This is a genomic window from endosymbiont of Acanthamoeba sp. UWC8 (assembly GCF_000730245.1).
Lineage (GTDB): Bacteria > Pseudomonadota > Alphaproteobacteria > Rickettsiales > Midichloriaceae > Jidaibacter.
In genome coordinates this window covers 703,305-727,291 of sequence record NZ_CP004403.1, presented here as the reverse complement: position 1 = coordinate 727,291, position 23,987 = coordinate 703,305, and the positions used below count along the sequence as shown (strand labels likewise).

Here is a 23,987-nt window from a genome sequence, read left to right as displayed (position 1 = left end):
TAACTTAATGAGCAATTTTGGATATTTTGGATTGGCAAATAGTCGCCAGGAATTTGATGAAATAAAAATTTCAATCGTAAATCCTGAGCAGATTAGAGCGTGGTCTTTCGGAGAAGTTAAAAAGCCGGATACGGTTAACTATAGAACAATCAAGCCTGAAAACGGCGGGTTGTTCTGCGCCCGTATTTTTGGTCCGATCAAAGACTATGAATGCCTATGCGGAAAATATAAAAGGATGAAGTATAGAGGTATCGTATGTGAAAAATGCGGTGTTGAAGTAACTACCTCTAAAGTAAGACGTGAAAGAATGGGGCACATTGAGCTTGCGAGCCCGGTTGTGCATATTTGGTTCTTGCGTTCGCTACCTTCCAAAATCAGCAATTTGCTTGATATCCCGATTAAAGACATCGAAAAAGTTCTCTATTTCGAATCATATATTGTGATTGATCCGGGAATGGCTAATTTACAATATGGCCAACTTCTGAATGATGATGAATTCTATCAAGCTCAAGATGACTTCGGTGAAGATTCTTTTGAAGCATCAATGGGTGCGGAAGCAGTTAAAAGATTATTGCAAAAATTAGATCTAGAAGAAGAAAAAAATAGGTTAAGGGGAGAATTAAAAGATGTTTTCTCTGAAACTAAGCGTAAAAAAATAGCTAAAAGACTTAAGCTTATTGAAGAATTCATAGAGTCGGGTAATAAACCTGAATGGATGGTTTTAGAAGCTCTTCCGGTAATTTCTCCTGATTTAAGACCGCTTGTAATGCTTGACGGCGGAAGATTTGCGACCTCCGATCTTAACGAGTTATATAGAAGGCTAATTAATAGAAATAACCGACTTAAACGCTTAATCGAGCTTAAAGCGCCTGATATTATTGTACGTAATGAAAAAAGAATGCTTCAAGAAGCAGCTGATGCGTTATTTGACAACGGTAGAAAAGGAAGAGCTGTTAAAAATTCCAACAAACGTCCGTTTAAGTCTTTAGCGGATATGCTGAAAGGTAAGCAAGGAAGATTTAGACAGAACTTACTTGGTAAGCGTGTTGACTACTCAGGTCGTTCGGTAATCGTTGTCGGCCCGGAACTAAAATTACATCAGTGCGGATTACCTAAAAAAATGGCATTAGAATTATTTAAGCCGTTTATTTATTCCAAGCTTGAAATGTACGGAATTGCAACCACGCTTAAATCCGCTAAAAAAATGGTGGAATTGGAAAAACCTGAGGTGTGGGATATTTTAGAAGAAGTTATCAGAGAGCACCCGGTGTTATTAAACCGTGCCCCAACCCTTCACAGGCTCGGTATCCAAGCATTTGAACCCCTACTCATTGAAGGTAAAGCTATACAATTACACCCTCTCGTATGCGCAGCATTCAATGCTGACTTTGATGGTGACCAGATGGCGGTTCACGTTCCGCTTTCAATTGAAGCTCAGCTTGAAGCAAGAGCGCTTATGATGTCTACTAATAACATTTTAAGCCCGGCCAATGGTAAGCCGATAATTGTACCTAGCCAGGATATTATTTTAGGGCTTTACTATATGACTATCCAGCTTGATAATGAAAAAGGCGAGGGGATGGCATTTGTGGATGTAGCTGAAATAGAGCATGCATTGCATGCCGGAACATTATCATTACATGCAAAAATTAAAGCCAGAAGAAAAAAAATTGATAGCAACGGGAATATAACTACTTTTATTGCAGAGACTACTCCGGGAAGAGTTATTTTATCCGAGCTACTGCCAAAAGATGCAAATATGAGCTTTGATTTAGTTAATAGAGTTATTACTAAGAAAGAAGTTTCTAAATTAATTGATGCGGTTTATAGGCACTGTGGGCAAAAGGCGACCGTAATATTTTCCGATCAACTTATGCAGCTCGGATTTAGCAACGCTTGTATCTCGGGTATTTCATTCGGTAAAGATGATATTGTTATACCTGAAACTAAAGAGAAGCATATTCAAGAAACACTAAGTGAAGCAAGGCAATATGAAAGTCAACATGCTGACGGCTTGATTACCAGCGGTGAAAAATATAACAAAGTAGTTGATGCTTGGTCTCGTTGTACCGACCGAGTTGCAAATGATATGATGAAAATTATATCAAGCAAGCCGAAGAGCAATAACGATAACACTCCCGGCCAGCTGAAAATCAACAGTATATTTATGATGGCGGATTCAGGAGCTAGGGGTTCAGCTGCGCAGCTAAGGCAGCTTGCAGGGATGAGAGGGCTTATGACTAAGCCGTCGGGTGAAATTATTGAAAACCCGATTACTTCTAACTTTAAAGAAGGTTTAACCGAGCTTGAATACTTTATTTCAACTCACGGGGCAAGAAAAGGATTGGCAGATACGGCTTTAAAAACTGCTAACTCTGGATACTTAACCAGAAAATTAGTAGATGTAGCACAGGACTGTATTATTGTTGAGAACGATTGCGGAACTCAAAACGGTATAGTAGCTAAACCGATCATTGAAGCAGGTGAAGTCGTCGTTCAACTTTCCGAAGCCATACTTGGAAGAGTTGCGATTACTGATGTTTTCCATCCGACAAGTGGTGAGTTAATCACTAAAGCTAACGAAATGATCACCGAAGCAGTAGTTGAAAGAATTGACGAAGCAGGGGTTGATAGAATTAAAGTCAGATCCGTACTTACCTGTGAGAGTAAAGGCGGAGTATGCGCTAAGTGTTACGGTCGAGATCTTGCTACTGGAGATATGGTAAATATCGGTGAAGCAGTGGGCGTAATTGCTGCTCAATCGATCGGAGAGCCCGGAACTCAATTAACTATGAGAACGTTCCACATCGGGGGAGCTGCGCAAAAAGGTGCAGTTCAATCATCGGCAATAGCTTCACATGAAGGGAATATTAAAGTACTGCACAAAAATATCGTAACGGATAGCCAAGGTAAAAAGATTATTATGAGCCGAAGCTGTGAGGTATTAATATTTGATGATAAGGGAAGTGAGAAGGCAAGCTTTAAGGTTCCATACGGCGCCAAATTATTAGTCGATGATGACACAAGAGTTAAGCCGGGTCAGAAAATGGCCGAGTGGGATCCGTATACCATTCCAATTATTACTGAGAAATCAGGTAGAGCGACTTTTGCAGATTTAATGTCAGGTGTTTCATTAAAAGAAGTATTGGATGAAACTACCGGAGTAAGTAACAGGGTTGTAATAGATTGGAAACAGCAAGCTAGAGGTTCTGAACTAAGACCGAGAATTTTACTTCAGGATGAAGAAGGAAATGTTATTACCTTAGCTAACGGATTGGAAGCCAGATACTTCCTGCCTGTAGATGCGATCTTAAGTGTAAGTGATAATCAATATGTTAATGCGGGTGACGTTATTGCTCGTATACCGAAAGAATCTTCGAAAACTAAGGATATTACCGGTGGTCTTCCAAAAGTTGTGGAAAGGTTTGAAGCAAGGAAACCGAAAGATCACTCCTTAATTAGTGAAAGTGACGGTTATATTGAATTCGGTAAAGACTATAAATCTAAGCGTAGAATTATAGTAAGATCAAAAGATACTGCACTTGAGCCTGTAGAGTATTTCATTCCGAGAGGCAGACACATTACGGTTAATGAAGGAGACTTTGTTTCTAAAGGTGATATGTTAATGGAAGGAAATCCATCTCCTCATGATATTTTAAGAATTATGGGTGTTGAGGCTCTTTCTACTTATGTGGTGAATGAAGTACAGCAAGTATATAGGTTACAGGGTGTAAAAATTGACGATAAGCACATTGAAGTTATTTTAAGACAAATGTTGCAAAAAGTTGAAATTACTGATCCGGGTGAAACTACATTCTTGACCGGAGAACAGGTTGATCGTGAAGAATTTGAGATTGTAAATAACAAAGCTTTAGAGCAAGGTTATATGCCTGCGGTTGCTATCCCGATTTTACAAGGGGTAACCAAAGCTTCGTTACAGACTCGTTCATTCTTCTCGGCTGCTTCATTCCAAGAAACCACCAGAGTTTTAACCGATGCGGCGGTTGCAGGTAAAATTGATAAGCTTCAAGGCTTGAAAGAAAACATTATTGTAGGTAGGCTGATTCCTGCGGGAACCGGTTTTTATACTAATGTAATCAAAAAAGCTGCTTACAAACGGGATAAAGATTTTGCTATAGCAAACCAGGTTACACATAGCACAGGTTCTGAAAATGAAGAAAATTCTTCAGATCAGGAAAATTTAAAGAATGCTGCTAACTAGTAACTGAATAAAATAAATAAAGATGGCCTAACCATTAATTGGTTAGGCTATTTTTATTTATTAGTAGGTTTAGTTACTTATGAGCATGTATAGTAAAAGCAATTAAATTGCAGCATAATAAGAGAATTAATGTACTTATAGCCTTTAAGGCTTATATTAGTTTGTGAGCGCCATAATACAGCTTATTTCACTATAGTATTAAATCTACTATTTTACATTTGTATCGACAAACTAATGTGTTATTCTTTCCCATATTAAGGGGTAACAAATTAGGGAGGCTTTATGAAGGAAAAAATTAGGCAGCAGTTAGTTCAAATGTTATGGGATGGTTATAAAGAGAGTATACCGTTCTATGATCAGCTTTTTAATGGAGATGACATACATTTAGATCATTTTGCAATAATAGATTTACCTTCTGAAAACTCAGGAATTAACCATTTAAAAGCCATTTTTTCAAGTTTAGGATTTGTTTATAAAGGTGAAGGATATCTGCCGGAGAAGCATAACCCTTTTGCATGGATGCGAGAAGAAAATTACGATGAAAAACTAGCACATCATACCACAGCTCAACCTGTTATTGCTGATTTTAAGCTTGATGCACTTTCTCCTCAGGTAAGGTATATAGTAGAAAAATATGCAGCACTTACAAAGCCTCTGGATATGGAGAAGTTTGAATATTATGGAGAGCAGATTGATAAAAATAATGAAGCTTTAATCCTGGAAATTACCGGGTTTTTATATAATCACTTAATTGATAAAGAAAGACCTAAGCTGACTTCTGAAGAATATGAAACGGTATTTAAAGAGAACGAGCTGATTGCATGGGTACTTGCTTTTGGAAGAGTAGTTAACCATTTTGGTATATCAATCCATTTAGATAATAAAGCGAGTAGCCTTGCTGAATTTAATGATAATGTTTTAAAAAGCAATGTAATAACCCTAAATGCTACTTCTAATTATATAAAAGGTGGTGAATATTGCGGGATTGCACAATCTTCAACTAATGGTTTGTCTATAAAAATCCGACTTAAAGATAAAGAAATAACCACACACAATAGTTTTTTAGAATTTGTGTGGAGATACTCAAATTTAGACAAGCCGACTTTAGCCAAAGACTACTATTGTAATTTCATTCCGCAAAATGCGAACCATGTGATTGAATCACTTTATACAAAAAAGACTGCATAATCCATATAGTACCTAAATTTAAGGTTAAAATAAAAAGAAATGTATTTAACTGAAAAATACTTATTTGCAGTAGGTATTACTATTTTTATTGTATAAAATCCTTTCAGCAAACTTAGTATCTGTATTATTAGGTTTAAACTTATTGATCTTTGATACAAAAGGTTCTGTATTTGTACTTTTTGTAGAGCTTAAAGAAATTAATGCTTCTACAGCCACTTCTTTTTTATTAAACTTTATTTTCTTATTTAAGGGTTCACCTGTAGTTTCAACGTCAATTTCCTCATCATCATTGTCGAGCTGTTTATTGATAGTACAAACTTTAGGTAATTCGCTTGCAAAAACTTCGTCATTGCCTGGTAAAGAAAGAGGGAAAAAATGTTCTATGCATTCCTGTAACTTTACTCTCTCTGCTTTCATATTAACTAATGCTGAAGTTAGCTCAGTAATATATATTCTATTTTCTGATTGTTCTTCCAATAACTTTTCTATAAGCCTGATATTGATAGTTGATTGCTTAGTAAGTTCTCTTAGTTCCTTAGCTAAAGTTGTTTTAAGTTCATTTTGCTTGTCTATAAGTATTTTTTTCTCTTTTTCAAATTCGGAAACTTGTGTGGAATTTTTATGATTTATAATCTCGTCTTCGGTTAGCGGAACGTATAGAATATTGGTATTCCGGCTATTATGATTTTTTATAAAATTTCTATTAATAATTTTATCAAGTCCGGTAAACTTCTCAACATCTGAGCTTGATATTAGGATTGCACATTCCTTAATATTTAACTTGGTACCTTCTGGTTTAATAGAATTTTTATCAAAATAATTTTCAATAATGCTAAATATTCTTAATGCAATATCACTATCATAAACAGATAGATTTATCACATCACATTCAGGGTTATCAATTAAAGCAAAAATAAACTTTTCTTTTAATAACTTAATTATTACTTCTTCATTAACACTATTGCTTTGGCTACGAGTTCTACGTTTCATCTAAAAGCTCTTTTTTTAAATTTTTGTTATAATTAAGTACAGAGTTACTAAAGGCTTATATAAACTTTAGCTGAATTAATTCTATAAATATATTGTTAGTGATAATACAAAACTGATATTTTTGTAATACTATTATTACAAATTAATTAAAGTGTAAATAATTAGAAAGTACACACGGTTAAAATTTTATAATAATTAGCCGGTTTTTGGCAGCATGCTTGAAATGTTTTTATAGCATTACATTTGAAAATAATAAAAAAATATTTAAAATAATTAAAAAAATTAACGTTTTATTAATAACTTGTATGGGAAGATGAATGTATGGGAAGAACATGAGGGGAATCAACCTATGCAGAAAGAACGATTAAAATTAATGGAATATGGGCTTAAAGAAGCGTTAATCATTAAGCTTAAAGATGAGCAAGTAAAAGATATTATAGCTTTTTCAATGGATCAAATAAAAGCTTCTAACTTAGTGCAAATGCTAATTCAACTTGCTTCAATGGAAGTAAATGGTAAATACGGATCCGCATTTTTAGCAAGTGAAGGGGTTGCAAGCACCATGCAGCTTAAAAATTTAAGTGCGGAACAAATTGATGAAGTAGTTTGGGACTATAAAACACATCAAGATAAAGCTCTTGCCATAAAGGCGGTTAAAGAAAGGATCATAGAAGGCCAGCAGGATAAGTTCAGCTCTTACGGGTATGATAAAATTAACATCAAAGCTGCAATGGATGACGATGAGCTGGGCTTATAAATATTTAAGTTAAGCTAACAAAGTTTTAACCTGGATTCAGGAATTAAAATTGCAATCGTAGTACCGATTTTATCCTCACTATCAACTTCAATTATTCCCCCGTGCAGTTCAATAAAAAGCTTAGCCAAAGGCATACCCATGCCTAACCCGTTATTCAAACTTTTGGTTTTTTTGGTGTCATCAGGGAATAAAAATAGAGTATCCAAAATATCTTGATTCATACCTATACCTGAATCAGCAATGCTGATTTTAAGAAATTTATCTTGAATACTTGATTGCTTTATAGTGACTTGCCCGCCCTTTAAAGAAAATTTCACCGCATTATCAATAATATTTCTAAAAACCTGAACCAACTTATTTTGATCCCCCGTAATTTGACAGTCAATAGGTTCCAAATCAGTTAAAATACGAATTTTATTAGAAGAAATTTTAGTTTTAAGACCATCTATAGCTTTATCAATTATAACAGAAAGATTTGTCCCAGTTTCAATCAGTTCAACCATTCCCGACTCACCTTTAGATAAATCGATTAAATCTTTTATTAAGCTTTGAAGCTGATTTCCGCAGGTATATATATCATGTACACGTTCTTGTTGTTTTGGAGAAAGTTCACCGAAATATCCGGCTTCCAGCATTTCCGAAAATCCTGCAATACCATTTAAAGGATTACGAAATTCATAAGCTAATTTCTGCATAAAAAGTGATTTTGCCTTACTTGCTAAAAGAATTTTTTGGTTACTTAATTTTAGGTTTAAGTAACTTTTTATTAAATATATGTTAAGCAACATAAAAACGGCAGCTAAAATCAATAGTATTATAATAAAATTCATTTTCATAACATAGATATATAAAATTCTTTCCTAGAAATAGCATATTTAACATGCTATAGCAGTAATAACTTTAATTAAATAATATAAATTGCTAATGATTGCTAGTATAAAAACTGTTTGCTTTTTAGGAATAGAATGTAAGGAAGTAGATGTTCAAGTACATATAGCACCGGGATTACCATGTTTTAATATTGTCGGGCTTGCTGATAAATCGGTTGCAGAATCTAAAGAAAGAGTAAGAGCAGCATTTCATAGTATGGCGATTGCTTTCCCGGCAAAAAGAATTACGGTGAATCTTTCCCCTGCCGATCTTTTAAAAGAAGGTAATCATTTTGATTTGGCTATTGCCGTTGGATTATTAGTTTCACTTGAAATAGTCTCGCAAGAGGAAGTAGAAAAATATATTATTATGGGTGAACTCTCGCTTGACGGTAAAATAAAGAATGTGAATGGTGTACTTCCGGCTGCGATATTTGCTAATTCACAGGAATTGGGAGTGATTTGTCCAGAGTTAAATGGAAAAGAAGCAGCATGGTCGGGTAATAATTCAATAGTTGCAGCAAGTTCGCTTATAGCTTTAATTCACCATTTAAACGGAAAGCACTTCATTACATGTCCGCAAGTTGATAAGGTTGAATATGTATGCGAGTATCCGGATCTTAAAGATATAAGAGGGCAAAGGATTGCTAAGCGAGCCTTAGAGATTGCTGCTGCAGGAGGGCATAATATGTTGATGATCGGCCCTCCCGGTTCAGGTAAATCGATGCTTGCAAAACGTTTGCCCGGAATTGTGCCGCCGCTTACGTCTGAAGAAGTGCTGGAGGTAAGTGTGGTTGCAAGTATTTCAGGGATTATTGCCGATTCTGAAGGAATTATTACTAAAAGGCCTTATCGAGATCCTCATTCATCCTCTTCAATGGCTGCAATTGTAGGGGGTGGAAGAAATGCTAAACCCGGAGAAGTGACCCTTGCTCATAACGGAGTATTGTTTTTAGATGAACTGCCTGAATTTCCCCGTAATGTTTTAGAATCCTTAAGACAGCCGATAGAAACCGGTAGCATAACTATTGCAAGGGTAAATTCCCATATTACCTACCCCTCGCGTTTTCAGCTGATTGCTGCGATGAACCCTTGCAGGTGCGGGTATTTCGGTGATATTAACTCATCTTGTTCCAAGGCTCCCAGGTGCGCTGAGGATTATCAATCAAAAATTTCAGGCCCTCTTATTGATAGGTTTGATTTGAAAGTTGATGTGCCGGCTGTAAATATTTTAGAGATTGAAGAAGATGAGAGCGAATCTTCCGAAAATGTGGCTGCCCGTGTAACTCGCGCTCGTGAAATACAAAAAAACAGATATAGTGGAGTAAAGATTCAGCTTAACGCGCATGCCGACGGTGAAGTACTGACTAAAGCTACCAACCTTAATAGAGAGATAATCGACTTTTTAAAGAAAGCAGTTGAAAAATTTAATCTTTCAATGCGAGGTTATAATCGAGTATTAAGGGTTGCCAGGACTATTGCAGATCTTGACAATCAGGAAAATATAAGCAAAAACCATATAGCTGAAGCCTTAAGCTTTAGAATAAGTAAATTCCAAAAGTGATATGCAAAAAATTTCTGCACCCAAGAAGCTGATAAACATTATTGAAGAAGTGACTAAGCCGATATGTAAACAATATGGGTTTATTAACTTTAAAATAACAGCCAATTGGCAGCAAATTGTAGGAGTAAGAATTGCTCAAATTTGTTCTCCCGTGGTAGTAAAATTTCAAGGAGAGGAAAACATTAATGGTATTTTAACTATAGGAGTTGAAAACCCAGGATTCGGATTAGAAATTCAGGCGAATTCCAATATAATTGTTGAAAAAATTGCAACCTATTTCGGCTATAGAGCAGTAGATAAAATTAAACTACAGATAATACCCAAACGAAAAAAGAAAGATGCAAGCTTAAATACACTACAGCCGAAAAAACCGGGTGTTATAAATAGTACCATGACTAATGCATTAGCAGAGATTGAAGATCCTGAAATTAAAGAAATATTTCAAAGCATCGCCGAGCAAATTTCTTAGTAAAAAGCGAGAAGATAATATTGTATTGGTTTTTTTAATATAATTTATTATATTAAATTAAAAAGCGGCTTATACTAAACAGTATAAGCCGCTTAAATAACAAAATTAGTTAGATCCGGAAGATTTTATTTTAAATTCTTTATTAAGCTTAATTACTGCAATAAACCATATGCACATAACTATTACAAAAATAATAGAAAGTATGGGAGCAAGGCTAACAAGTGTAGAACCGGTTATGAAAGAGAGCATGCTCCACTGAATGATTGCACCTCCGGATTTCCCCAGCCTGCCGCCGATAACGTCAGCAGCTGCTTTCCCTTTAGCTTTAAGTTCCTCATCAAGCGGTATATAAGCCATTTCCTTGGTCGGATCAAAGAAAGAATACTTTATTGCTTTACTTAAAACGTTTTGTGTAGCGCCGAATATAACTGCGAAGAATAGTATAGTTGTGCTTGTCACATCCAATGTATTTGCAAACCATCCTTTATAACTTACAAATATGAAAAACGGTACTCCGGTAATTAAAATAATAATAGGAGTTATTATAGCAGCCGTTCTCCAGCTAAAAATACGAAGCACAAAAGAGCTTGCCAGCATCGCGGTAAACGTAGCAAGGGCAGTGTACATTTGTACTTTGCCGCCGAAATTACTAATATCTTTTGGATCTGGATAAACTATTTGAATTAGCTTTTTCCACACTCCTTCCACCAGATTAATTGAAATACCATAGCATATAACAAGGAGAGCAATTAATCCTATATATTTAGAGGAGAAAACATACTTTAAACTTTCAACTAAACCCGGCTTTTTCTTTTTGGATTTAGTTTGGGTTCCGTTTATTGTATCATTACCGACAAGGTAATTACCTAAAACAAATAATGCAATGCTAAGTAATATTCCTGATAATAATATAGAGGAAGTTATATAATGTAATGAAGTTTGCCAAGTTGTACCGGTTTTAGTAAACAGCATCATAAATGAACCTGCGGAAAATAAGCCGATTTGCCCGACAAAGCCGAATAGTGAATAAAACTTTTTCGCGTCAGTTATAGAATAAATTTGGTTTGCAAGTTGCCAGAACATTAATGATAGCATCATACTGCCCCATAACTCGGACATTATATAAAATAATGAGTATGACCAATTTTCAACCATAACGAAAAAATATTTCAGTGCCGGAAGCTTAGTTATCATATTGCTTAAATCAAAATGAATTAAATGCGTATTCGGGTATAGAAATAAATCAAATACTATGAAGAAGCTCATGAAAAACCAGTTTACCACGTGGTAGGTGGTGACTCTATTTAAGTAATCAATTATTTTTGTGTAAGCTACCATAAATATTATTGCGAAGGGTAGTACGCCGAATAACTTTAAGGTACTTATTAATTCGGCACCAACATTAGAGATAATGATTGCGTCTTTAGCATTTCTTACAATGCTGTATATATAAAGGGTTAGCACCATCATAAAAGAGGTGAGTAAAAATTTAGGTAACTCGTGTGCTTGTATCGGGATAAATTTCTTAAAATTCATATAATTTTGATTAGTTTATGTTGTTAATGCTTAAATAATATAACCTAATATGGTTAATAATTTATTAAGAACATGGAACTATTTTTGATTATTAGATAAGATTTATAAAAAAAGAAGGTTGGATGGTTATAAAAAAGATTGAAAATATTAATTTATGAAAGTGTGAGAGTTATAATATCTACTTATTTAGTGCTCAATTTAAACAAATATTTAGTAAAAAGTGGTTTTTCTTGTTATTCAATTGAAGGGTAAGGATGCTTTAAGAATCTTTGTAAAAAAACCCGTAGTATATTATTTTATGATCTTAGAAATAATTAATACTTCGGGTTATATAATTTAGTCTTCATTATTAAGCGAATATTTCAGTATGAAAAATACCCCCCGCATAAGAACTATTTATTTCCTTTCTCTTTATTAGTATATGAAGAGGAATGAGCCATTTGTTCTTTACGTGCATTACCGCCTTCTTTACCAATATTTTTGTAAAATTCGCTGCCGTAAGTTTCTTTGGTAGTGTCTCCACCTTTTTTGCCCATTGCAGCGTAATTAGCACTCATTCTTTGCTTATCTTCGTTGGTTAGATTTTGTGAATTTGACTTTTTATTTTGATTAACTGCCATAGTTTCCTCCTTAAGTTTTATTTATGAAAGTTTAATAACCTGACATACCAACTAATAAACCATAATGCTTGTTTGTATGCTGCATTAAAAAAACAAAAATTTTACCTTAGCTTTTAAGCTTATTTTTGCTATTATATAAAAAATCATATGGTTAATTGATCTTATATGAGTTTAGAAATAAATAATTTAGATAAATTTCTTGGTAAAAAGGTTCGTAATTTTAGAGTAAAAATGCGTTGGCCTTTAAAAAAATTAGCTAGTGAACTTAATATTTCTATTCAACAAGTTCAGCGTTATGAGCAGGGAATAAATAAAATATCCGCAAGCTTGCTATATGAAATTGCTAAAATATTTAATGCTCAAATTACATGCTTTTTTGAAGGCTTTGAAGCAGAAAATTCTGTAGTAGAAGAAAAGAAGACACATTTTAACGTATTATTAGTTGAAGATAACTTACAGGATGAATTCTTAATAAGAAAAGCATTAGAGGATTTCCCCGAGCAGATAACTATATATACCATACATAGCGGTCAACAGGCATTAGAATATTTTAGAGATTCAAATGAAGAAGGTAAAAGCCAATTTCCAAAACCTGATCTAATATTACTTGATATATATTTACCCGGGATGAAAGGTTTTGATATTCTAAAAGATATTAAAAAACGGCCGATATATCGCGATATACCGGTAATTATGCTAACCAGTAACGTAAGCAGCGAAGATGTGCTCTCTTCTTATCATTTGCAGGCGAGTGGTTTTATAAGAAAATCTTTTTCTTTTGAGGAATTTAAAGACCAGTTCCATAAAGCTTTCACTTATTGGACTAAAACCGTAACCTTACCTAGCTAATCAGCTGCCGGAAGAGTTAGGGTAACGGTAGTGCCGTGTTTTTTTGTTGAATTAATATCAATGGTTCCGCCAAACGAAGTAACGATTTTTTTACAAATCATTAAACCTAAGCCTGAACCATCCTTATTGGAAGAGCAAAAGGGTTCAAATATATTTTTCTTAATATAACGGGAACTACAAGCGCCTTTATTGTGAATAGTTACCCTATAAAAATTATTATTTAATTTCTCACTGCATATTGTGATTAAAGGGTTTTCCGTAGAAGAGTGTTTTACTGCATTAGTAAGTAAGTTTTGAAATAATTGCAGCATGCAGGTTCTATTGGCCTTTAGGTATATAGTGTTATCAAATAAGAGATTTAAGTTTAGTTGATTGGACATAAGGCAGCTATTGCTTATCTCATTTATAGTCTGTAATAAGGATACCGGTTCTAAGCTAATTGCTAATTCTCCTTTTCTACAATAAAGTATAATACCTTCTGAAAGAGTATTAATTTGAGATAAACTTTTATTTATTATTGAGAAGGTATGTTCTATTTGAGTGTTTTTTATATTAGCTTCTTTAAATTGTTCCTCTAGAATTCCGATAAAATTACTAATTTGACGTATCGGTTGAATTAAGTCGTGAGAAAAAATTAACGCAAAATTCTCAAGTAATTGGTTGCTCTGTTCAAGTTTTTTAGCACGTAAAGTAAGTTGTTGCCTTTTGGTAATATCCTCACAAAAAACTACAACCCCGAGAGGACTCTGTTCATGGTCGCGCCAAGGGAAAGATTCCCACCTGACTGCACGTGTGCGATTTTTGATTTTATATTCTAAAACATCTCTAAATTCACTGATGCCTTTTAAGTTATTATTTAATATTTTTTTTATTAACTTCGGGCATGGAGAAAGTAAATCAATTATATTTTTTCCTTCCAGCTGGGTAGAATTGGATTTAGCCGTTAAGTTTTCCTTAAACCATAAAGTCCATTTAGAGCTATAAGTAACTATTCTTAAATCAAGATCCAAAAAAGCTACCGCAATCGGAGCATTTTTAATAAAATTTGTAATATACTCGTTAACAACTTCTTTATAAGAAAGTCCGGGATCCTGCATTAACCTTAAATTAGTTATATGGGTGATTAAAGGTTGCATCATTTCAAGAAGCCCGTTATTACTGCTGAAACATTTGGAATAAGAGGGTAAAATACAGTTGACGGGTGATAAGGTTTTCTTAATCTTTTCTTTAGGTATTATCTGATGGGGATTGGGTAATAATTTTTGTAATCTATTCATAAAGCCCTATACTTTTTAAGGATTAAAGGGTATTTAAGTAAATTTTTATTTTTTTTCACGTTCCTAAGGTTACTTATAATCTTTTAATATCATACTTAAAAAAAAATAATAGTGCTAACTTGTTAATTTATTAATTTTTGATAATAGGATGTAATGTCATGGATCACTTTATAGATATATTAAATTTCCTTCAGGCAATATCATGGCCCATCGTTGCGTTCTTTATATTTAAGTACTTTGCGAATCCTTTAAGGAATATTATGGTATCAGTAAATGATGCTGTTCATGAAAGAGGTTTGAAGGTTTCAAGCCCTCAAGGAGTTGATGTAGAAATACCGGGGAATCAAGAAGAAGTAGGGGATATTAAAGAATTTGTAACAAAAGCTGTGCCCCAAAAATATATGAAGACTGGGCAAATTGAAACTACCCCTCTTGAACCTTTACAAGAAACGACGGCTAATTCACCGCAAAGCGCTGAAGAGGTAGTTAGAATGCATGAAATAAGTTTGGTTAATGACATATATTTTGCTATAAATACATTCTTAGAAGAGAATGAGGATAAGGAATCAGAAAAAGAACTTCTTAAAGGGTTGTTGTGTGATGCATATATATCGCTATATTTTGAGCGCACATATCAGATAATTTTACCAAGCCAGTTAGCTTTACTTAAAAAATTAGCTAGCGCTGAAGATAAGACGATTGATAGTAAAGAGATAAGTTCGATTTTTAAACTTCATGAAGCCGGGCAGCCTAAAATTTCTTCTGAAAAATTAATAGATTTTTTACAAAAGTCTGGCTTAACTAAAAAGGAGAAAAACCGAATCAAGCTTACTAATGAAGGGAAAGAATTTTTAGATTATATTTCTGCCAGAGGTTATGCTGCTGAGAAGATAAAATAATATTTGCCTACCTTGCCGTGTCTGAATAGAATTACTGATAAAACGATGGAATATATTGTAAACCATACTTTCAAAAAGTATAAAAAGTGTATATTTTCTCATGTGGTTGAGAAATAAAAAACATTAATTTATTGCTTTTCTTATGTATTTTCGATAAAGTCCTACTAATTTTGTCAAAGAGGAGTTAGCATGGTTTCTAATCAAAATACTCAGAGTGCAACCCTACTCGGTTTAATTGCAGTTATATTTTGGTCTACCCTTCCGATCGTTTCAATATATACAAAAGGAATCCCTCCTTTTTTATGTCTTTCCATAGCTTATTTTTTTGCATTTATAGTACATATGATTTATTGGAAATATAAATACGGGAGCATTACGCTTAAATTGAAGCAGCCGTTAAACTATGTGTTAACTTATGTAATCGGAATATTCAGTTCTAATGCTACATTCTTAATTGCCATGCAACATGGTGATCCTGTGCTTTCTTATTTAGTATCTAATCTATGGCCTATTTTTGCCTTATTCTTTGCTGCATTTCTTTTCAAAGAAAAGCTTAGTAATTTGCATTATATCGGTGCTGTCATCGGGTTTATAGGGGTTGTTTTCATTTCAGCTAAAGACGGTGGGATGAGCATGAAAGGAGAGGTATTATTCGGATTTATGATGGGGTTTTTGAACTCTATTATTTGGTCATTCGTTTCCGTTATTAATAGAAAATTTTCCGATATTCCTGCTGATTCGGTAGGGCTTCCCCTTGGAATTATATCAATATTAGCTTTTATTACTCACATATTTGTAGAAGAGTCGACAGTTATATCTACTCAACATTTACTAGCTATTATGTATCTTGGTATCGCCCCTTGGGGAGCTGCTTATACTATTTGGGGGTATGCCGTAAGGTTCGGTGATGTAAAAGCTGTTATGCTATTTGGGTACTTAATGCCGCTCTTAGGAGTAGTATGGATGATTTTACTCGGAAAAGCAGAGTTTAGTATGAATGTATTAATTTCAATGATTTTAATTCTGGTCGGGGCTAGTTTAGGTTCAATTAAATTATTTTTAAAGAATTCTAAATAGGTTGTACTTGGCAATTAAGTTCATGAATTAAATATGCACTGCCTGCAATTTCTATAGTTGCCTGCTCAGCTTTTAACGAGTTTGAGGTGCTTTCACTTAAGCCGAACTCTAGAATATGATTATCCATATCATATTCTAAACCTTGAGAGGTAGTCGCTGCAAGCGGTGCGGCCAGTAGTGCAAGATTCGATTTCGGGATGCCTGAAATTATCAAAGTTGAGTTAGTAAACAATTCTAAATATGACTGTTGCTCTTTAATTTTTATTCTGCATTGCTTTGAGTAATGTCTTTTTAATGTTCTGTAATTCATTAAGCTATGATCAAGCCGCGTGCCACCGAATGCATTTATTATAATAATTTCCGTTGCACCATTTTGTTTGCAAAAACAAATTCCTTTATCCAGATCAGTACTGTTTTGATCATTTATTCTATATAAAATTACATCAAGTTTTTTTAAATTAACTATAGTTTCAGCAAAAATTGAGTCAAAATCTCCTACCACAGCATGAGGTATTATATTAATATTTAGCAGATGATTAGCAATACCATCGAGTGCAATAATTTTTGCTTCCCCTGCAATATCTTTTATCTCTTCCTTTGAAATGGTTAAAGAATTAGCAATTATAATAAATTTCATCTTTATTCCTCCTCACTAATGCTTAAAATTTAATTTTATCCACTCGATAAGCGAAGGAGATATTGAATGCTTGTCACTAATTATCATCCCTAAATGTCCTGAATTCACAGCTTTTAGTACGGAATTTCTAAGAGATATACCTAAAGGTAGTGTTGCAGAAATAGGAGTAATTTTATCATTCAATGCCACGGCACAAAATGACTTCTGCTTTAATTTATCGGGAGTAATTATTTCTCCGTTAATTCGCCATTCATTTAAATAGCTTTTATTTTGAATAACCAAATCCTGCATGCATTCCATAAATAGGGTGGTTGATATATCCAATCCATCATTAGCCCAGTTCTCAAGCATAGCAAATTCATCAGGCCGGCATTCTCCTTTGCCTAATTTAATATATTTATTATTAATATCTCTATATTTTAAAAAGTAAAAAATAAGCTGAATTAAATGCTTTGAGATAGAAGGAGAATTTTTATATAGGGAGTTCAGTAATGCTGCATAATAGGGGCTCAAGGGATAATCAAGGAAGCTCGGAGTATGAAAATTCCAAGGAGTTGAAAGAGTAATCAAACCATCCACTAAATCCGGGAATAATTGTGCAGCTGCAAGTGCAAATAACCCACCCATACAATAACCTGCAACAATCACTTTTCTTCCTTCTCTAGCTTTAACAATATCTAGAATCGGTTTTATATGATAATTAAGATAGTCCTCAAAGTTAAAATATTTTTCTTCTCCAGGTTCATTCCATTCTATTAAATAGGGGTTAACTCCTGAAGTTTTAAGCCTCCTTATAAGACTGCAGGATTCGGAGAAATCTAAAATGTAAGCTTTGTTAATATGAGAGGGTATGAATACCAGCGGTACTCCATTACCTTTAAAATGAAATAATTGAGTTGAACCAATTTTTTTAACTAAATCTTTTGGTGAGCTATAAGTGCTTATATGAGAAGTGTTATATAAGTTTAGTCCTTTTTGTAGGTAATAATAATCGTTGTTTATCCGGTCTTTAAGTGTTTCCGGTATTGTTTTCCAATATTCTGATCCGTTCTTCAAGTTCATTAACCCGGTTGCTGAGCTTAACGATTGCATTAAGTATGTCGTGAGATAAATTAATTCCGGAACTTGAACTGTCTTTATTTTCATAGAAATTTAAAATATTTTTCTGCAATTTTAAAAAACTTTCCGTCATTGCGTCGAGAACTTGAGGATCTTGAGTAAATTTTTGGGTTTGTTCCGTCCATTGTTTTAAAAGTTCCTCGAAAGGGTTTTGATTAGTTGCCATTTTTTCAGTATGATAAATATATAAAGTAATTTTATAGGTTGAACATTGCCAGAAAATAATAAAATTGTCATCAAAAAATATCCTAATCGTAGGCTTTATAATACTGCAATCAGTGCTTATATTACATTGGAGGAATTAAGTAATCTGATTAAAGAGGATCACAACATAATAGTTATAGATGCAAAAACTGGAGAAGATTTAACCAGGGTAACTTTAACTCAAATTATTTTGGAACATGAATCTAAGGGGTATAGCCTACTTCCATTAGAGTTTTTAAAGCAAATAATAAAGCTTTATGATAACAACCTTTCGTCAGTGTTTAATGCATATATAACTCATAGTATGGATCATTTTAAGAAAAATGAAAATAATATGCAGGAATTCATGAGTTCCGCAGGCGGCGGCAATTTCTTATTCACAAATAACTGGACAAAAATGTGGGAAGACTATAGTAAGAAAAATGCTGATTTTATGGAAGCAATGCTTAAAAATATGTCCGGGTTGAACCCTTCTTCCAATAACAAAAAAGATAAGTAATTTAAACGGGTAATGAAATTTATGCAGCATGATGATCAAAATAAATGGTACGGAACAACTATTTTATGCGTAAGAAAAGACGGGCAAGTGGTGATAGCCGGTGATGGCCAGGTGAGCATGGGGCATTGTGTAATGAAATCTACGGCTAATAAACTGAGAACACTTGCAGGTGGCACAATTATTGCAGGGTTTGCCGGCTCAACCGCAGATGCTTTCACACTATTTGAAAAATTGGAAGAGAAATTGGAGAAACATCCGCAGCAATTACTTAGGGCTTCTGTTGAACTGGCTAAAGATTGGCGTACTGACAAGTATTTAAGGAAATTAGAAGCAATGCTGATTGTCGCAAATAAAGATATAACTTTAATTGTTTCCGGAACAGGGGATGTATTAGAACCTGAGCATAGTATAGCTGCGATAGGATCGGGTGGAAATTATGCACGTTCTGCCGCAAGAGCTTTAATTGATATTAAAGAGGTTAGCGCGGAGGAAATAGTTAAGAAATCTATGAAAATTGCAGCTGATATTTGTGTTTATACCAACCATGAAATTAGAATTGAGAAAATTTAGTTTTTATTTCTTAATAATAAATTATTATGTTTTATGCTGATTTTTTGCAGAAAAATTATTAAAATCAATGCATTAACTAAATGAACATATTAGAGGTGTTATGGATTTTGGGAAATTGAAACAAAAGATAAAGCAGGGACTGCAAAAATTAAAAAATTCTGAAGAAGTAAAAAAAATTAAAAGCTGATGTAAGTGATGTTATAGACAAGGTAAGCGATTTTGGTAAAAAATTGCAAAAAGAAGTTAAAGCTAATATCGGAGGTGATAAGTTAGAAAGAGCAGAACAGTGTCTTGAATACTTAAACCAAGAGAAAGGCATAAAAATTTGTAATCTTGAATCAGATAGGGAAGTAGCAACCAAAAGTGATATTGCGGGTATCGGAATTAGTAGTAATATTGCTTTTGAACATCGCAAGGATTTTTGTTTGGAGGAATTCCTGAAAAAAGGTTTTGTTTCTTGTGATTTGTTAGATAGTTATAAGGTTATTATGCCTGTGCTTCAAGTAGCTCCTGCATCAGATGGAGCAAACTTTAAAGCGGCAGCGGAATCGAGTGCTGCAATATTACAAGTACATTATGACGGCGGTGAAATTGTAGCTATCCCGAATACTCCGGGAGATGATACTATTTCCATAGGGAAAGCGACTAAGCTAAACGGTAAGGAAATCAACGGGTGCAAATTTGTAGTGAGAGATTTCTTTGAAGGAAAGGCGATATTAGACTTTTCTAATTTTCCTGAAGCAACTTTTGAAGATTTATTTATTACAAACATAAAGATGAATGAATTGGCTACAAAGGCTATACACTTAGCTGATGTAAGTCCGGAATATTTGGTGTGCTTATATAATTATAGCGGCTCATTAATTGAAGATAGCTTCATCTTTAATAGCCAAGAAAATATGCACGCTTAAATATAAATTAGATATATAATCTATTAGGTGTTTACTTTATAAGTAAGCACCTTTTTTAATAGATATATCCCTAAATTTATACGAATAATATAGTTAAAATAAAATTATGTTAATAAATTATTATTTATTAACTTGAACAACTTTTTTAAAAATGGTAAGTTTTCCACACTTTATCATATTAGTTATAAACAAATGGCACGCAGAAGCGATCACACAAGAGATGAATTAACTAAGCTAATATTGGATTCGGCTTTTAACCTTGTAAGTAAAAGCGGATATACCCAGGTAAGCACCAGAAAAATTGCTGCTGAGATAGGCTATACGGTGGGTACTTTATATAATGTTTTTACTAATCTTGATGATATATTTATTCATGTAAATGCAAGAATAATTGATATGCTTTTAAACCGCCTGAAAGCGGTGATTGATCAAGAGGCTGTTCCCGAGAAATCTATATATCTGCTTGCAGAAGAATACTTAAAATTCAGTAGAGAAGATTATAATTTATGGAATATATTATTTGAATACCGTTTTTCAAATAAGCAGATATTACCTAATTGGTATACTAATAAAATTGCAGAGTTATTTGATCTCTTAGAGGGCGTTATATCTGATATTGCAAGCAATAAGACATCTGATATTAAATCTACCACTGCAATTATATGGGCGGGAATTCATGGTATTTGCTCACTCGGCACTAAAGGCAAGCTCGCAAGAATAAAGCTGGATAACCCGGAAGTTCTGGTTAAACAATTTATTAATGGTGTAATTGCTAACTTAAATTAATAAGTCTTAGGCCTTGGTAATTACTTTGCTTCCTAAGGCCTGTCAAAGACCCTAATAAATAGTTATTTCAGCGGAACAAAAGTCTTAATATACTTTGAATTATATAAATAAAAATCAGGGTAGTTGCCCATCTCTATGCTGATAAAGCGAGTTTTTTTAGAAACGGCATTAATAGTAATGTTAATTACCTGTTCTTTATTAGGCTTAACGGCTTTCATCTGCTTAACTTTAAAATCGCTAAGTTTATTCATTTTTTTATCAAATGCGGTAATTTTTATATAGCTTAAACGTTGGGTAGTTAAACCGGTGTTCTTTACCCTTAAATGTATATCAACAGCTTGAGTTTTTAACGTTGGCGTAGTAGAAGTTTGTTGGCCTATTTGACAGTTTACTTCTTCAAAAATCAAGTTGCTGTAATTATAAATACCGACTTTTTTATATATTTTTTCGAGGCTGGGTAATTTTTTAATTACGGCATCTCTATAAACTAATAAAGAAACCCCGGCTAATAATAAAGCAGCAATGAGAGTTATTATTAACAAACTATAAAAGAAGAGTGTTTTTTTACGCGGAGGCGGGGCAATTTCTTGAGTGGTAACTTTTTTAGGACGTAGGGCATTTAAATCAAATTGCACTTCACTTCCTGTGCTTGCTTTAGGAGATAAGGCAGTTTGCTTTGGCTCCTTTGCTTCAGAAGGATTTTTATCCGGTAAAGGGGGAGGGGCTATCTCCTTCTTTATTATTTCCTGATCTAAATTAAACGGCTTTTCGGGAAGTGTGGCTACCCACTCATGCCCGCATTTAGAGCAGCGTACAAACCGGCCATGTTCACCGATAGCATTTTCAGGCACATTAAAACTAGTACTACAATTATCGCAAGTTACAATCATGTTAGATGGAATAAAATCATTTGTTATTGTTTATACCTCTATTTTAGGTATATTTTCAATTATATTTAATTTGCTTCGAGTAAAAATATGGTAAATATAATAGATTTTATTGAGTCAGCTTGGGAAAAGCGTAACTCAACCTCAGATCCAATGGAAATTTTAGACATAAAAGTAAAAATTTCTCAAGTATTACAACAGCTGGATAAAGGAGAAATTCGAGTCGCCGAAAAAAAAGAGGGAATATGGCAAGTAAACGAATGGATAAAAAAAGCTATTCTCTTATCATTTAAATATAATCAAAATAAGATGATTACTGATGGATCGGATTTTAAATATTATGATAAAGTATCTTTGAAATTTGCTGGTTATACCGAAGATGATTTTAAAAATTCCGGCTTTAGAGTAGTGCCGGGCTGCATCGTGCGCCATGGTGCCTATATTGCTGAAAATGTAATATTAATGCCCTCATTCGTAAATTTCGGTGCTTACATTGATGAGGGTACATTAATTGATACTTGGGCGACTGTCGGAAGTTGTGCTCAGATCGGGAAAAATTGTCACATTTCGGGCGGAGCAGGTATAGGTGGAGTTTTAGAGCCGTTGCAGGCAAACCCGGTGATAATTGAGGATAATGTATTTATCGGGGCAAGAAGCGAAATTGCCGAAGGTGTAATTGTAGAGCAGGGAGCTGTTGTTTCTATGGGGGTATATATCGGTTCATCAACCAGGGTTTATGATCGTGAGAAGGATGAAGTTATTTACGGCAGAATTCCCGCTTACTCGGTAGTGGTGCCCGGGACGCTACCGAGCAGTGACGGTAAAACTCATACTTATGCAGCTATAATAGTTAAAAAAGTTGATGAAAAAACCCGCTCGAAAACTTCTTTAAATGAATTATTGAGGCCGTAAATGCAGCTGATCCCTTTACTTCAAAAACTGATTGCATGCAACAGTGTGACTCCGACGGATGATGGGGCAATTGATTTAATTTATCAGATTCTTAAAGAGCATGGCTTTAACTGTGAAATTATGACTTTTAGTGGGAATGGTTCATATGAGGTTAAAAATTTATATGCGCGCTTTGGTTCTGCTTCTCCGCACCTTTGTTTCGCCGGGCATACAGATGTGGTGCCGACCGGGGATATAAGTAGTTGGAAATTTGATCCCTTCGCAGGCATTATTGATGAAGGGATAATTTACGGGCGGGGTGTGGTGGATATGAAAGGCGCAGTTGCTGCTATGATTTCTGCTGTATCTAAGTTTATTGAAGACAATCAATTTAGCGGTAGCATTAGTTTTTTAATTACCGGGGATGAGGAAGCCGAAGGGATAAACGGCACTAAACAAGTTTTAAATCAGCTTTCTAAGATGGAGGAAAAGCTTGATGCCTGCATAGTAGGGGAGCCGACCTCAACAATTAATTTTGCCGATACAATTAAAGTCGGCAGAAGAGGAAGTATTACTTTTTATTTAAAAATAAAAGGTACGCAAGGCCATGTTGCTTATCCGCATAATGCTGATAACCCGATTAATTATATAATCAAAATATTAAATGCAGTAAAAATATATAACTTAGATCAGGGGAATAAATTTTTTGATCCGTCAAACCTTGAAATCACTTCAGTAGATGTCGGTAACTCGGCAGATAATGTAATTCCTGCGCTTGCTTCAGCTACTTTTAATATCAGGTTTAATAATAACCATACTTCAGAAGGATTAATTAATTTAATTAAATCCATTTGTGATGATATTGCTTTTGAAAAATATGAGTTAAAATATCGTATAAGCGGGGAATCATTCATTACTGAATCAGCTGAGCTTATAAATATTTTGCAGGAAAGTATTACTCAAATCGTGGGCAAACAAGCAGAACTCAGCACTTCGGGCGGCACCTCCGATGCAAGATTTATTAAAGATTATTGTCCCGTGATCGAATTTGGTCTATTAAACAGTACTGCCCATAAGGTAGACGAATGTTCGTCAATAGAGCACATAGAAAAGCTCGAAGAAATCTACCGCCGGTTCCTTGTTAAGTTTTTTAAGATATAGCTCGG

Annotated in this window: 23 protein-coding genes; 14 read left to right on the top strand and 9 right to left on the bottom strand. The window is 34.1% G+C overall.

Annotation, left to right across the window (positions count from 1 at the left end):
• Positions 1-7: 7 nt before the first annotated feature.
• Both rpoC and I862_RS03555 read left to right on the top strand, forming a co-directional pair.
• Entirely contained in the window at positions 8-4,222 is a 4,215-nt protein-coding gene (gene rpoC / locus I862_RS03560; protein ID WP_052646372.1) for a DNA-directed RNA polymerase subunit beta', read from the top strand.
• A 282-nt stretch (positions 4,223-4,504) separates the two neighbouring features.
• Positions 4,505-5,410 carry a DUF1338 domain-containing protein gene (locus I862_RS03555; protein WP_038539014.1) on the top strand — a complete coding sequence of 302 codons (906 nt, stop codon included), beginning with the start codon at positions 4,505-4,507 and terminating at the stop codon, positions 5,408-5,410.
• Positions 5,411-5,470: 60 nt separating this feature from the next.
• On the opposite strand, the gene I862_RS03550 is transcribed toward I862_RS03555, so the two are convergent.
• The gene (locus I862_RS03550) at positions 5,471-6,400 is read right to left on the bottom strand and encodes a hypothetical protein (protein WP_038539013.1); all 930 of its coding nucleotides are present in this window, start codon (positions 6,398-6,400) and stop codon (positions 5,471-5,473) included.
• Positions 6,401-6,713: 313 nt separating this feature from the next.
• Between I862_RS03550 and I862_RS03545 the strand changes: the two genes are divergently transcribed.
• Positions 6,714-7,157, top strand: a complete 444-nt coding sequence (locus I862_RS03545) for a hypothetical protein (RefSeq protein WP_038539011.1) — start codon at positions 6,714-6,716, stop codon at positions 7,155-7,157.
• Positions 7,158-7,171: 14 nt separating this feature from the next.
• Here the strand turns inward: I862_RS03545 and I862_RS03540 are convergent, their stop codons facing one another.
• A complete protein-coding gene (locus I862_RS03540; RefSeq protein ID WP_324604785.1) occupies positions 7,172-7,945 on the bottom strand; it encodes a sensor histidine kinase in 774 nt (257 codons plus the stop codon).
• Between the two features lie 136 nt (positions 7,946-8,081).
• Here I862_RS03540 and I862_RS03535 point away from each other — a divergent pair, with 136 nt between their 5' ends.
• Positions 8,082-9,590 carry a YifB family Mg chelatase-like AAA ATPase gene (locus I862_RS03535; protein ID WP_038539007.1) on the top strand — a complete coding sequence of 503 codons (1,509 nt, stop codon included), beginning with the start codon at positions 8,082-8,084 and terminating at the stop codon, positions 9,588-9,590.
• A 1-nt stretch (position 9,591) separates the two neighbouring features.
• Positions 9,592-10,059: a DUF721 domain-containing protein gene (locus I862_RS03530; RefSeq protein ID WP_038539005.1), complete on the top strand. Its 468-nt coding sequence runs from the start codon at positions 9,592-9,594 to the stop codon at positions 10,057-10,059.
• A 105-nt stretch (positions 10,060-10,164) separates the two neighbouring features.
• On the opposite strand, the gene I862_RS03525 is transcribed toward I862_RS03530, so the two are convergent.
• Both I862_RS03525 and I862_RS03520 read right to left on the bottom strand, forming a co-directional pair.
• Complete coding sequence (locus I862_RS03525) at positions 10,165-11,595, bottom strand: Npt1/Npt2 family nucleotide transporter (RefSeq protein WP_038539003.1); 1,431 nt, start codon at positions 11,593-11,595, stop codon at positions 10,165-10,167.
• Positions 11,596-11,987: 392 nt separating this feature from the next.
• Complete coding sequence (locus I862_RS03520; protein WP_038539000.1) at positions 11,988-12,215, bottom strand: hypothetical protein; 228 nt, start codon at positions 12,213-12,215, stop codon at positions 11,988-11,990.
• A 165-nt stretch (positions 12,216-12,380) separates the two neighbouring features.
• On the opposite strand from I862_RS03520, the gene I862_RS08265 reads away from it, so the two are divergent.
• A complete protein-coding gene (locus I862_RS08265; protein WP_052646370.1) occupies positions 12,381-13,064 on the top strand; it encodes a response regulator in 684 nt (227 codons plus the stop codon).
• Here the strand turns inward: I862_RS08265 and I862_RS03505 are convergent.
• Positions 13,061-14,341 (bottom strand): PAS domain-containing sensor histidine kinase, encoded by a 1,281-nt coding sequence (locus I862_RS03505; protein ID WP_038538999.1) that lies wholly within the window; start codon positions 14,339-14,341, stop codon positions 13,061-13,063. The two genes, I862_RS08265 and I862_RS03505, sit on opposite strands and share 4 nt — an antisense overlap.
• A 260-nt stretch (positions 14,342-14,601) precedes the next feature.
• Between I862_RS03505 and I862_RS03500 the strand changes: the two genes are divergently transcribed.
• Entirely contained in the window at positions 14,602-15,240 is a 639-nt protein-coding gene (locus I862_RS03500) for a hypothetical protein (RefSeq protein ID WP_148299478.1), read from the top strand.
• Between the two features lie 189 nt (positions 15,241-15,429).
• A complete protein-coding gene (locus I862_RS03495; RefSeq protein WP_038538995.1) occupies positions 15,430-16,317 on the top strand; it encodes a DMT family transporter in 888 nt (295 codons plus the stop codon).
• On the opposite strand, the gene I862_RS03490 is transcribed toward I862_RS03495, so the two are convergent.
• The 3 genes from I862_RS03490 to I862_RS08390 are packed head-to-tail and all read right to left on the bottom strand — an operon-like array spanning position 16,310 to position 18,239.
• Positions 16,310-16,954, bottom strand: a complete 645-nt coding sequence (locus I862_RS03490; RefSeq protein ID WP_038538993.1) for a thiamine diphosphokinase — start codon at positions 16,952-16,954, stop codon at positions 16,310-16,312. The genes I862_RS03495 and I862_RS03490 overlap by 8 nt on opposite strands.
• A gap of 15 nt (positions 16,955-16,969) precedes the next feature.
• Complete coding sequence (locus I862_RS03485; protein ID WP_158499262.1) at positions 16,970-18,010, bottom strand: alpha/beta fold hydrolase; 1,041 nt, start codon at positions 18,008-18,010, stop codon at positions 16,970-16,972.
• Positions 17,964-18,239 (bottom strand): hypothetical protein, encoded by a 276-nt coding sequence (locus I862_RS08390; protein ID WP_038538989.1) that lies wholly within the window; start codon positions 18,237-18,239, stop codon positions 17,964-17,966. The genes I862_RS03485 and I862_RS08390 overlap by 47 nt, the downstream gene beginning before the upstream one ends.
• Before the next feature lie 45 nt (positions 18,240-18,284).
• Between I862_RS08390 and phaR the strand changes: the two genes are divergently transcribed.
• The 4 genes from phaR (at position 18,285) to I862_RS03460 (ending at position 21,043) form a co-directional block, all read left to right on the top strand.
• Positions 18,285-18,776 (top strand): polyhydroxyalkanoate synthesis repressor PhaR, encoded by a 492-nt coding sequence (phaR, locus tag I862_RS03475; protein WP_052646367.1) that lies wholly within the window; start codon positions 18,285-18,287, stop codon positions 18,774-18,776.
• Between the two features lie 21 nt (positions 18,777-18,797).
• The gene (gene hslV, locus I862_RS03470; RefSeq protein ID WP_038541251.1) at positions 18,798-19,346 is read left to right on the top strand and encodes an ATP-dependent protease subunit HslV; all 549 of its coding nucleotides are present in this window, start codon (positions 18,798-18,800) and stop codon (positions 19,344-19,346) included.
• A gap of 230 nt (positions 19,347-19,576) precedes the next feature.
• A complete protein-coding gene (locus I862_RS03465; protein WP_038538987.1) occupies positions 19,577-20,257 on the top strand; it encodes a hypothetical protein in 681 nt (226 codons plus the stop codon).
• A 192-nt stretch (positions 20,258-20,449) separates the two neighbouring features.
• Positions 20,450-21,043: a TetR/AcrR family transcriptional regulator gene (locus I862_RS03460; RefSeq protein ID WP_038538985.1), complete on the top strand. Its 594-nt coding sequence runs from the start codon at positions 20,450-20,452 to the stop codon at positions 21,041-21,043.
• A 62-nt stretch (positions 21,044-21,105) separates the two neighbouring features.
• Here I862_RS03460 and I862_RS03455 read toward each other — a convergent pair whose 3' ends face one another.
• Positions 21,106-21,933, bottom strand: coding sequence for a zinc-ribbon domain-containing protein (locus I862_RS03455; protein WP_038538983.1), 828 nt, complete (start codon positions 21,931-21,933; stop codon positions 21,106-21,108).
• A gap of 87 nt (positions 21,934-22,020) precedes the next feature.
• On the opposite strand from I862_RS03455, the gene dapD reads away from it, so the two are divergent.
• Positions 22,021-22,842, top strand: a complete 822-nt coding sequence (gene dapD, locus I862_RS03450) for a 2,3,4,5-tetrahydropyridine-2,6-dicarboxylate N-succinyltransferase (RefSeq protein WP_038538981.1) — start codon at positions 22,021-22,023, stop codon at positions 22,840-22,842.
• The gene (dapE, locus tag I862_RS03445) at positions 22,843-23,982 is read left to right on the top strand and encodes a succinyl-diaminopimelate desuccinylase (RefSeq protein ID WP_038538979.1); all 1,140 of its coding nucleotides are present in this window, start codon (positions 22,843-22,845) and stop codon (positions 23,980-23,982) included.
• Positions 23,983-23,987 lie beyond the last annotated feature (5 nt).

Coding starts and splice junctions, on each gene's coding strand:
- I862_RS03540 (WP_324604785.1), bottom strand. CDS start 7,945: ATGTTGCTTAACATATATTTAATAAAAAGTTACTTAAACCTAAAATTA.
- I862_RS03460 (WP_038538985.1), top strand. CDS start 20,450: ATGGCACGCAGAAGCGATCACACAAGAGATGAATTAACTAAGCTAATA.
- I862_RS03555 (WP_038539014.1), top strand. CDS start 4,505: ATGAAGGAAAAAATTAGGCAGCAGTTAGTTCAAATGTTATGGGATGGT.
- I862_RS03495 (WP_038538995.1), top strand. CDS start 15,430: ATGGTTTCTAATCAAAATACTCAGAGTGCAACCCTACTCGGTTTAATT.
- I862_RS03530 (WP_038539005.1), top strand. CDS start 9,592: ATGCAAAAAATTTCTGCACCCAAGAAGCTGATAAACATTATTGAAGAA.
- I862_RS03455 (WP_038538983.1), bottom strand. CDS start 21,933: ATGATTGTAACTTGCGATAATTGTAGTACTAGTTTTAATGTGCCTGAA.
- I862_RS03500 (WP_148299478.1), top strand. CDS start 14,602: ATGGTATCAGTAAATGATGCTGTTCATGAAAGAGGTTTGAAGGTTTCA.
- hslV (WP_038541251.1), top strand. CDS start 18,798: ATGCAGCATGATGATCAAAATAAATGGTACGGAACAACTATTTTATGC.
- I862_RS03550 (WP_038539013.1), bottom strand. CDS start 6,400: ATGAAACGTAGAACTCGTAGCCAAAGCAATAGTGTTAATGAAGAAGTA.
- I862_RS08265 (WP_052646370.1), top strand. CDS start 12,381: ATGAGTTTAGAAATAAATAATTTAGATAAATTTCTTGGTAAAAAGGTT.
- rpoC (WP_052646372.1), top strand. CDS start 8: ATGAGCAATTTTGGATATTTTGGATTGGCAAATAGTCGCCAGGAATTT.
- dapD (WP_038538981.1), top strand. CDS start 22,021: ATGGTAAATATAATAGATTTTATTGAGTCAGCTTGGGAAAAGCGTAAC.
- dapE (WP_038538979.1), top strand. CDS start 22,843: ATGCAGCTGATCCCTTTACTTCAAAAACTGATTGCATGCAACAGTGTG.
- I862_RS03520 (WP_038539000.1), bottom strand. CDS start 12,215: ATGGCAGTTAATCAAAATAAAAAGTCAAATTCACAAAATCTAACCAAC.
- I862_RS03505 (WP_038538999.1), bottom strand. CDS start 14,341: ATGAATAGATTACAAAAATTATTACCCAATCCCCATCAGATAATACCT.
- I862_RS03535 (WP_038539007.1), top strand. CDS start 8,082: ATGATTGCTAGTATAAAAACTGTTTGCTTTTTAGGAATAGAATGTAAG.
- I862_RS03490 (WP_038538993.1), bottom strand. CDS start 16,954: ATGAAATTTATTATAATTGCTAATTCTTTAACCATTTCAAAGGAAGAG.
- I862_RS08390 (WP_038538989.1), bottom strand. CDS start 18,239: ATGGCAACTAATCAAAACCCTTTCGAGGAACTTTTAAAACAATGGACG.
- I862_RS03545 (WP_038539011.1), top strand. CDS start 6,714: ATGAATGTATGGGAAGAACATGAGGGGAATCAACCTATGCAGAAAGAA.
- I862_RS03525 (WP_038539003.1), bottom strand. CDS start 11,595: ATGAATTTTAAGAAATTTATCCCGATACAAGCACACGAGTTACCTAAA.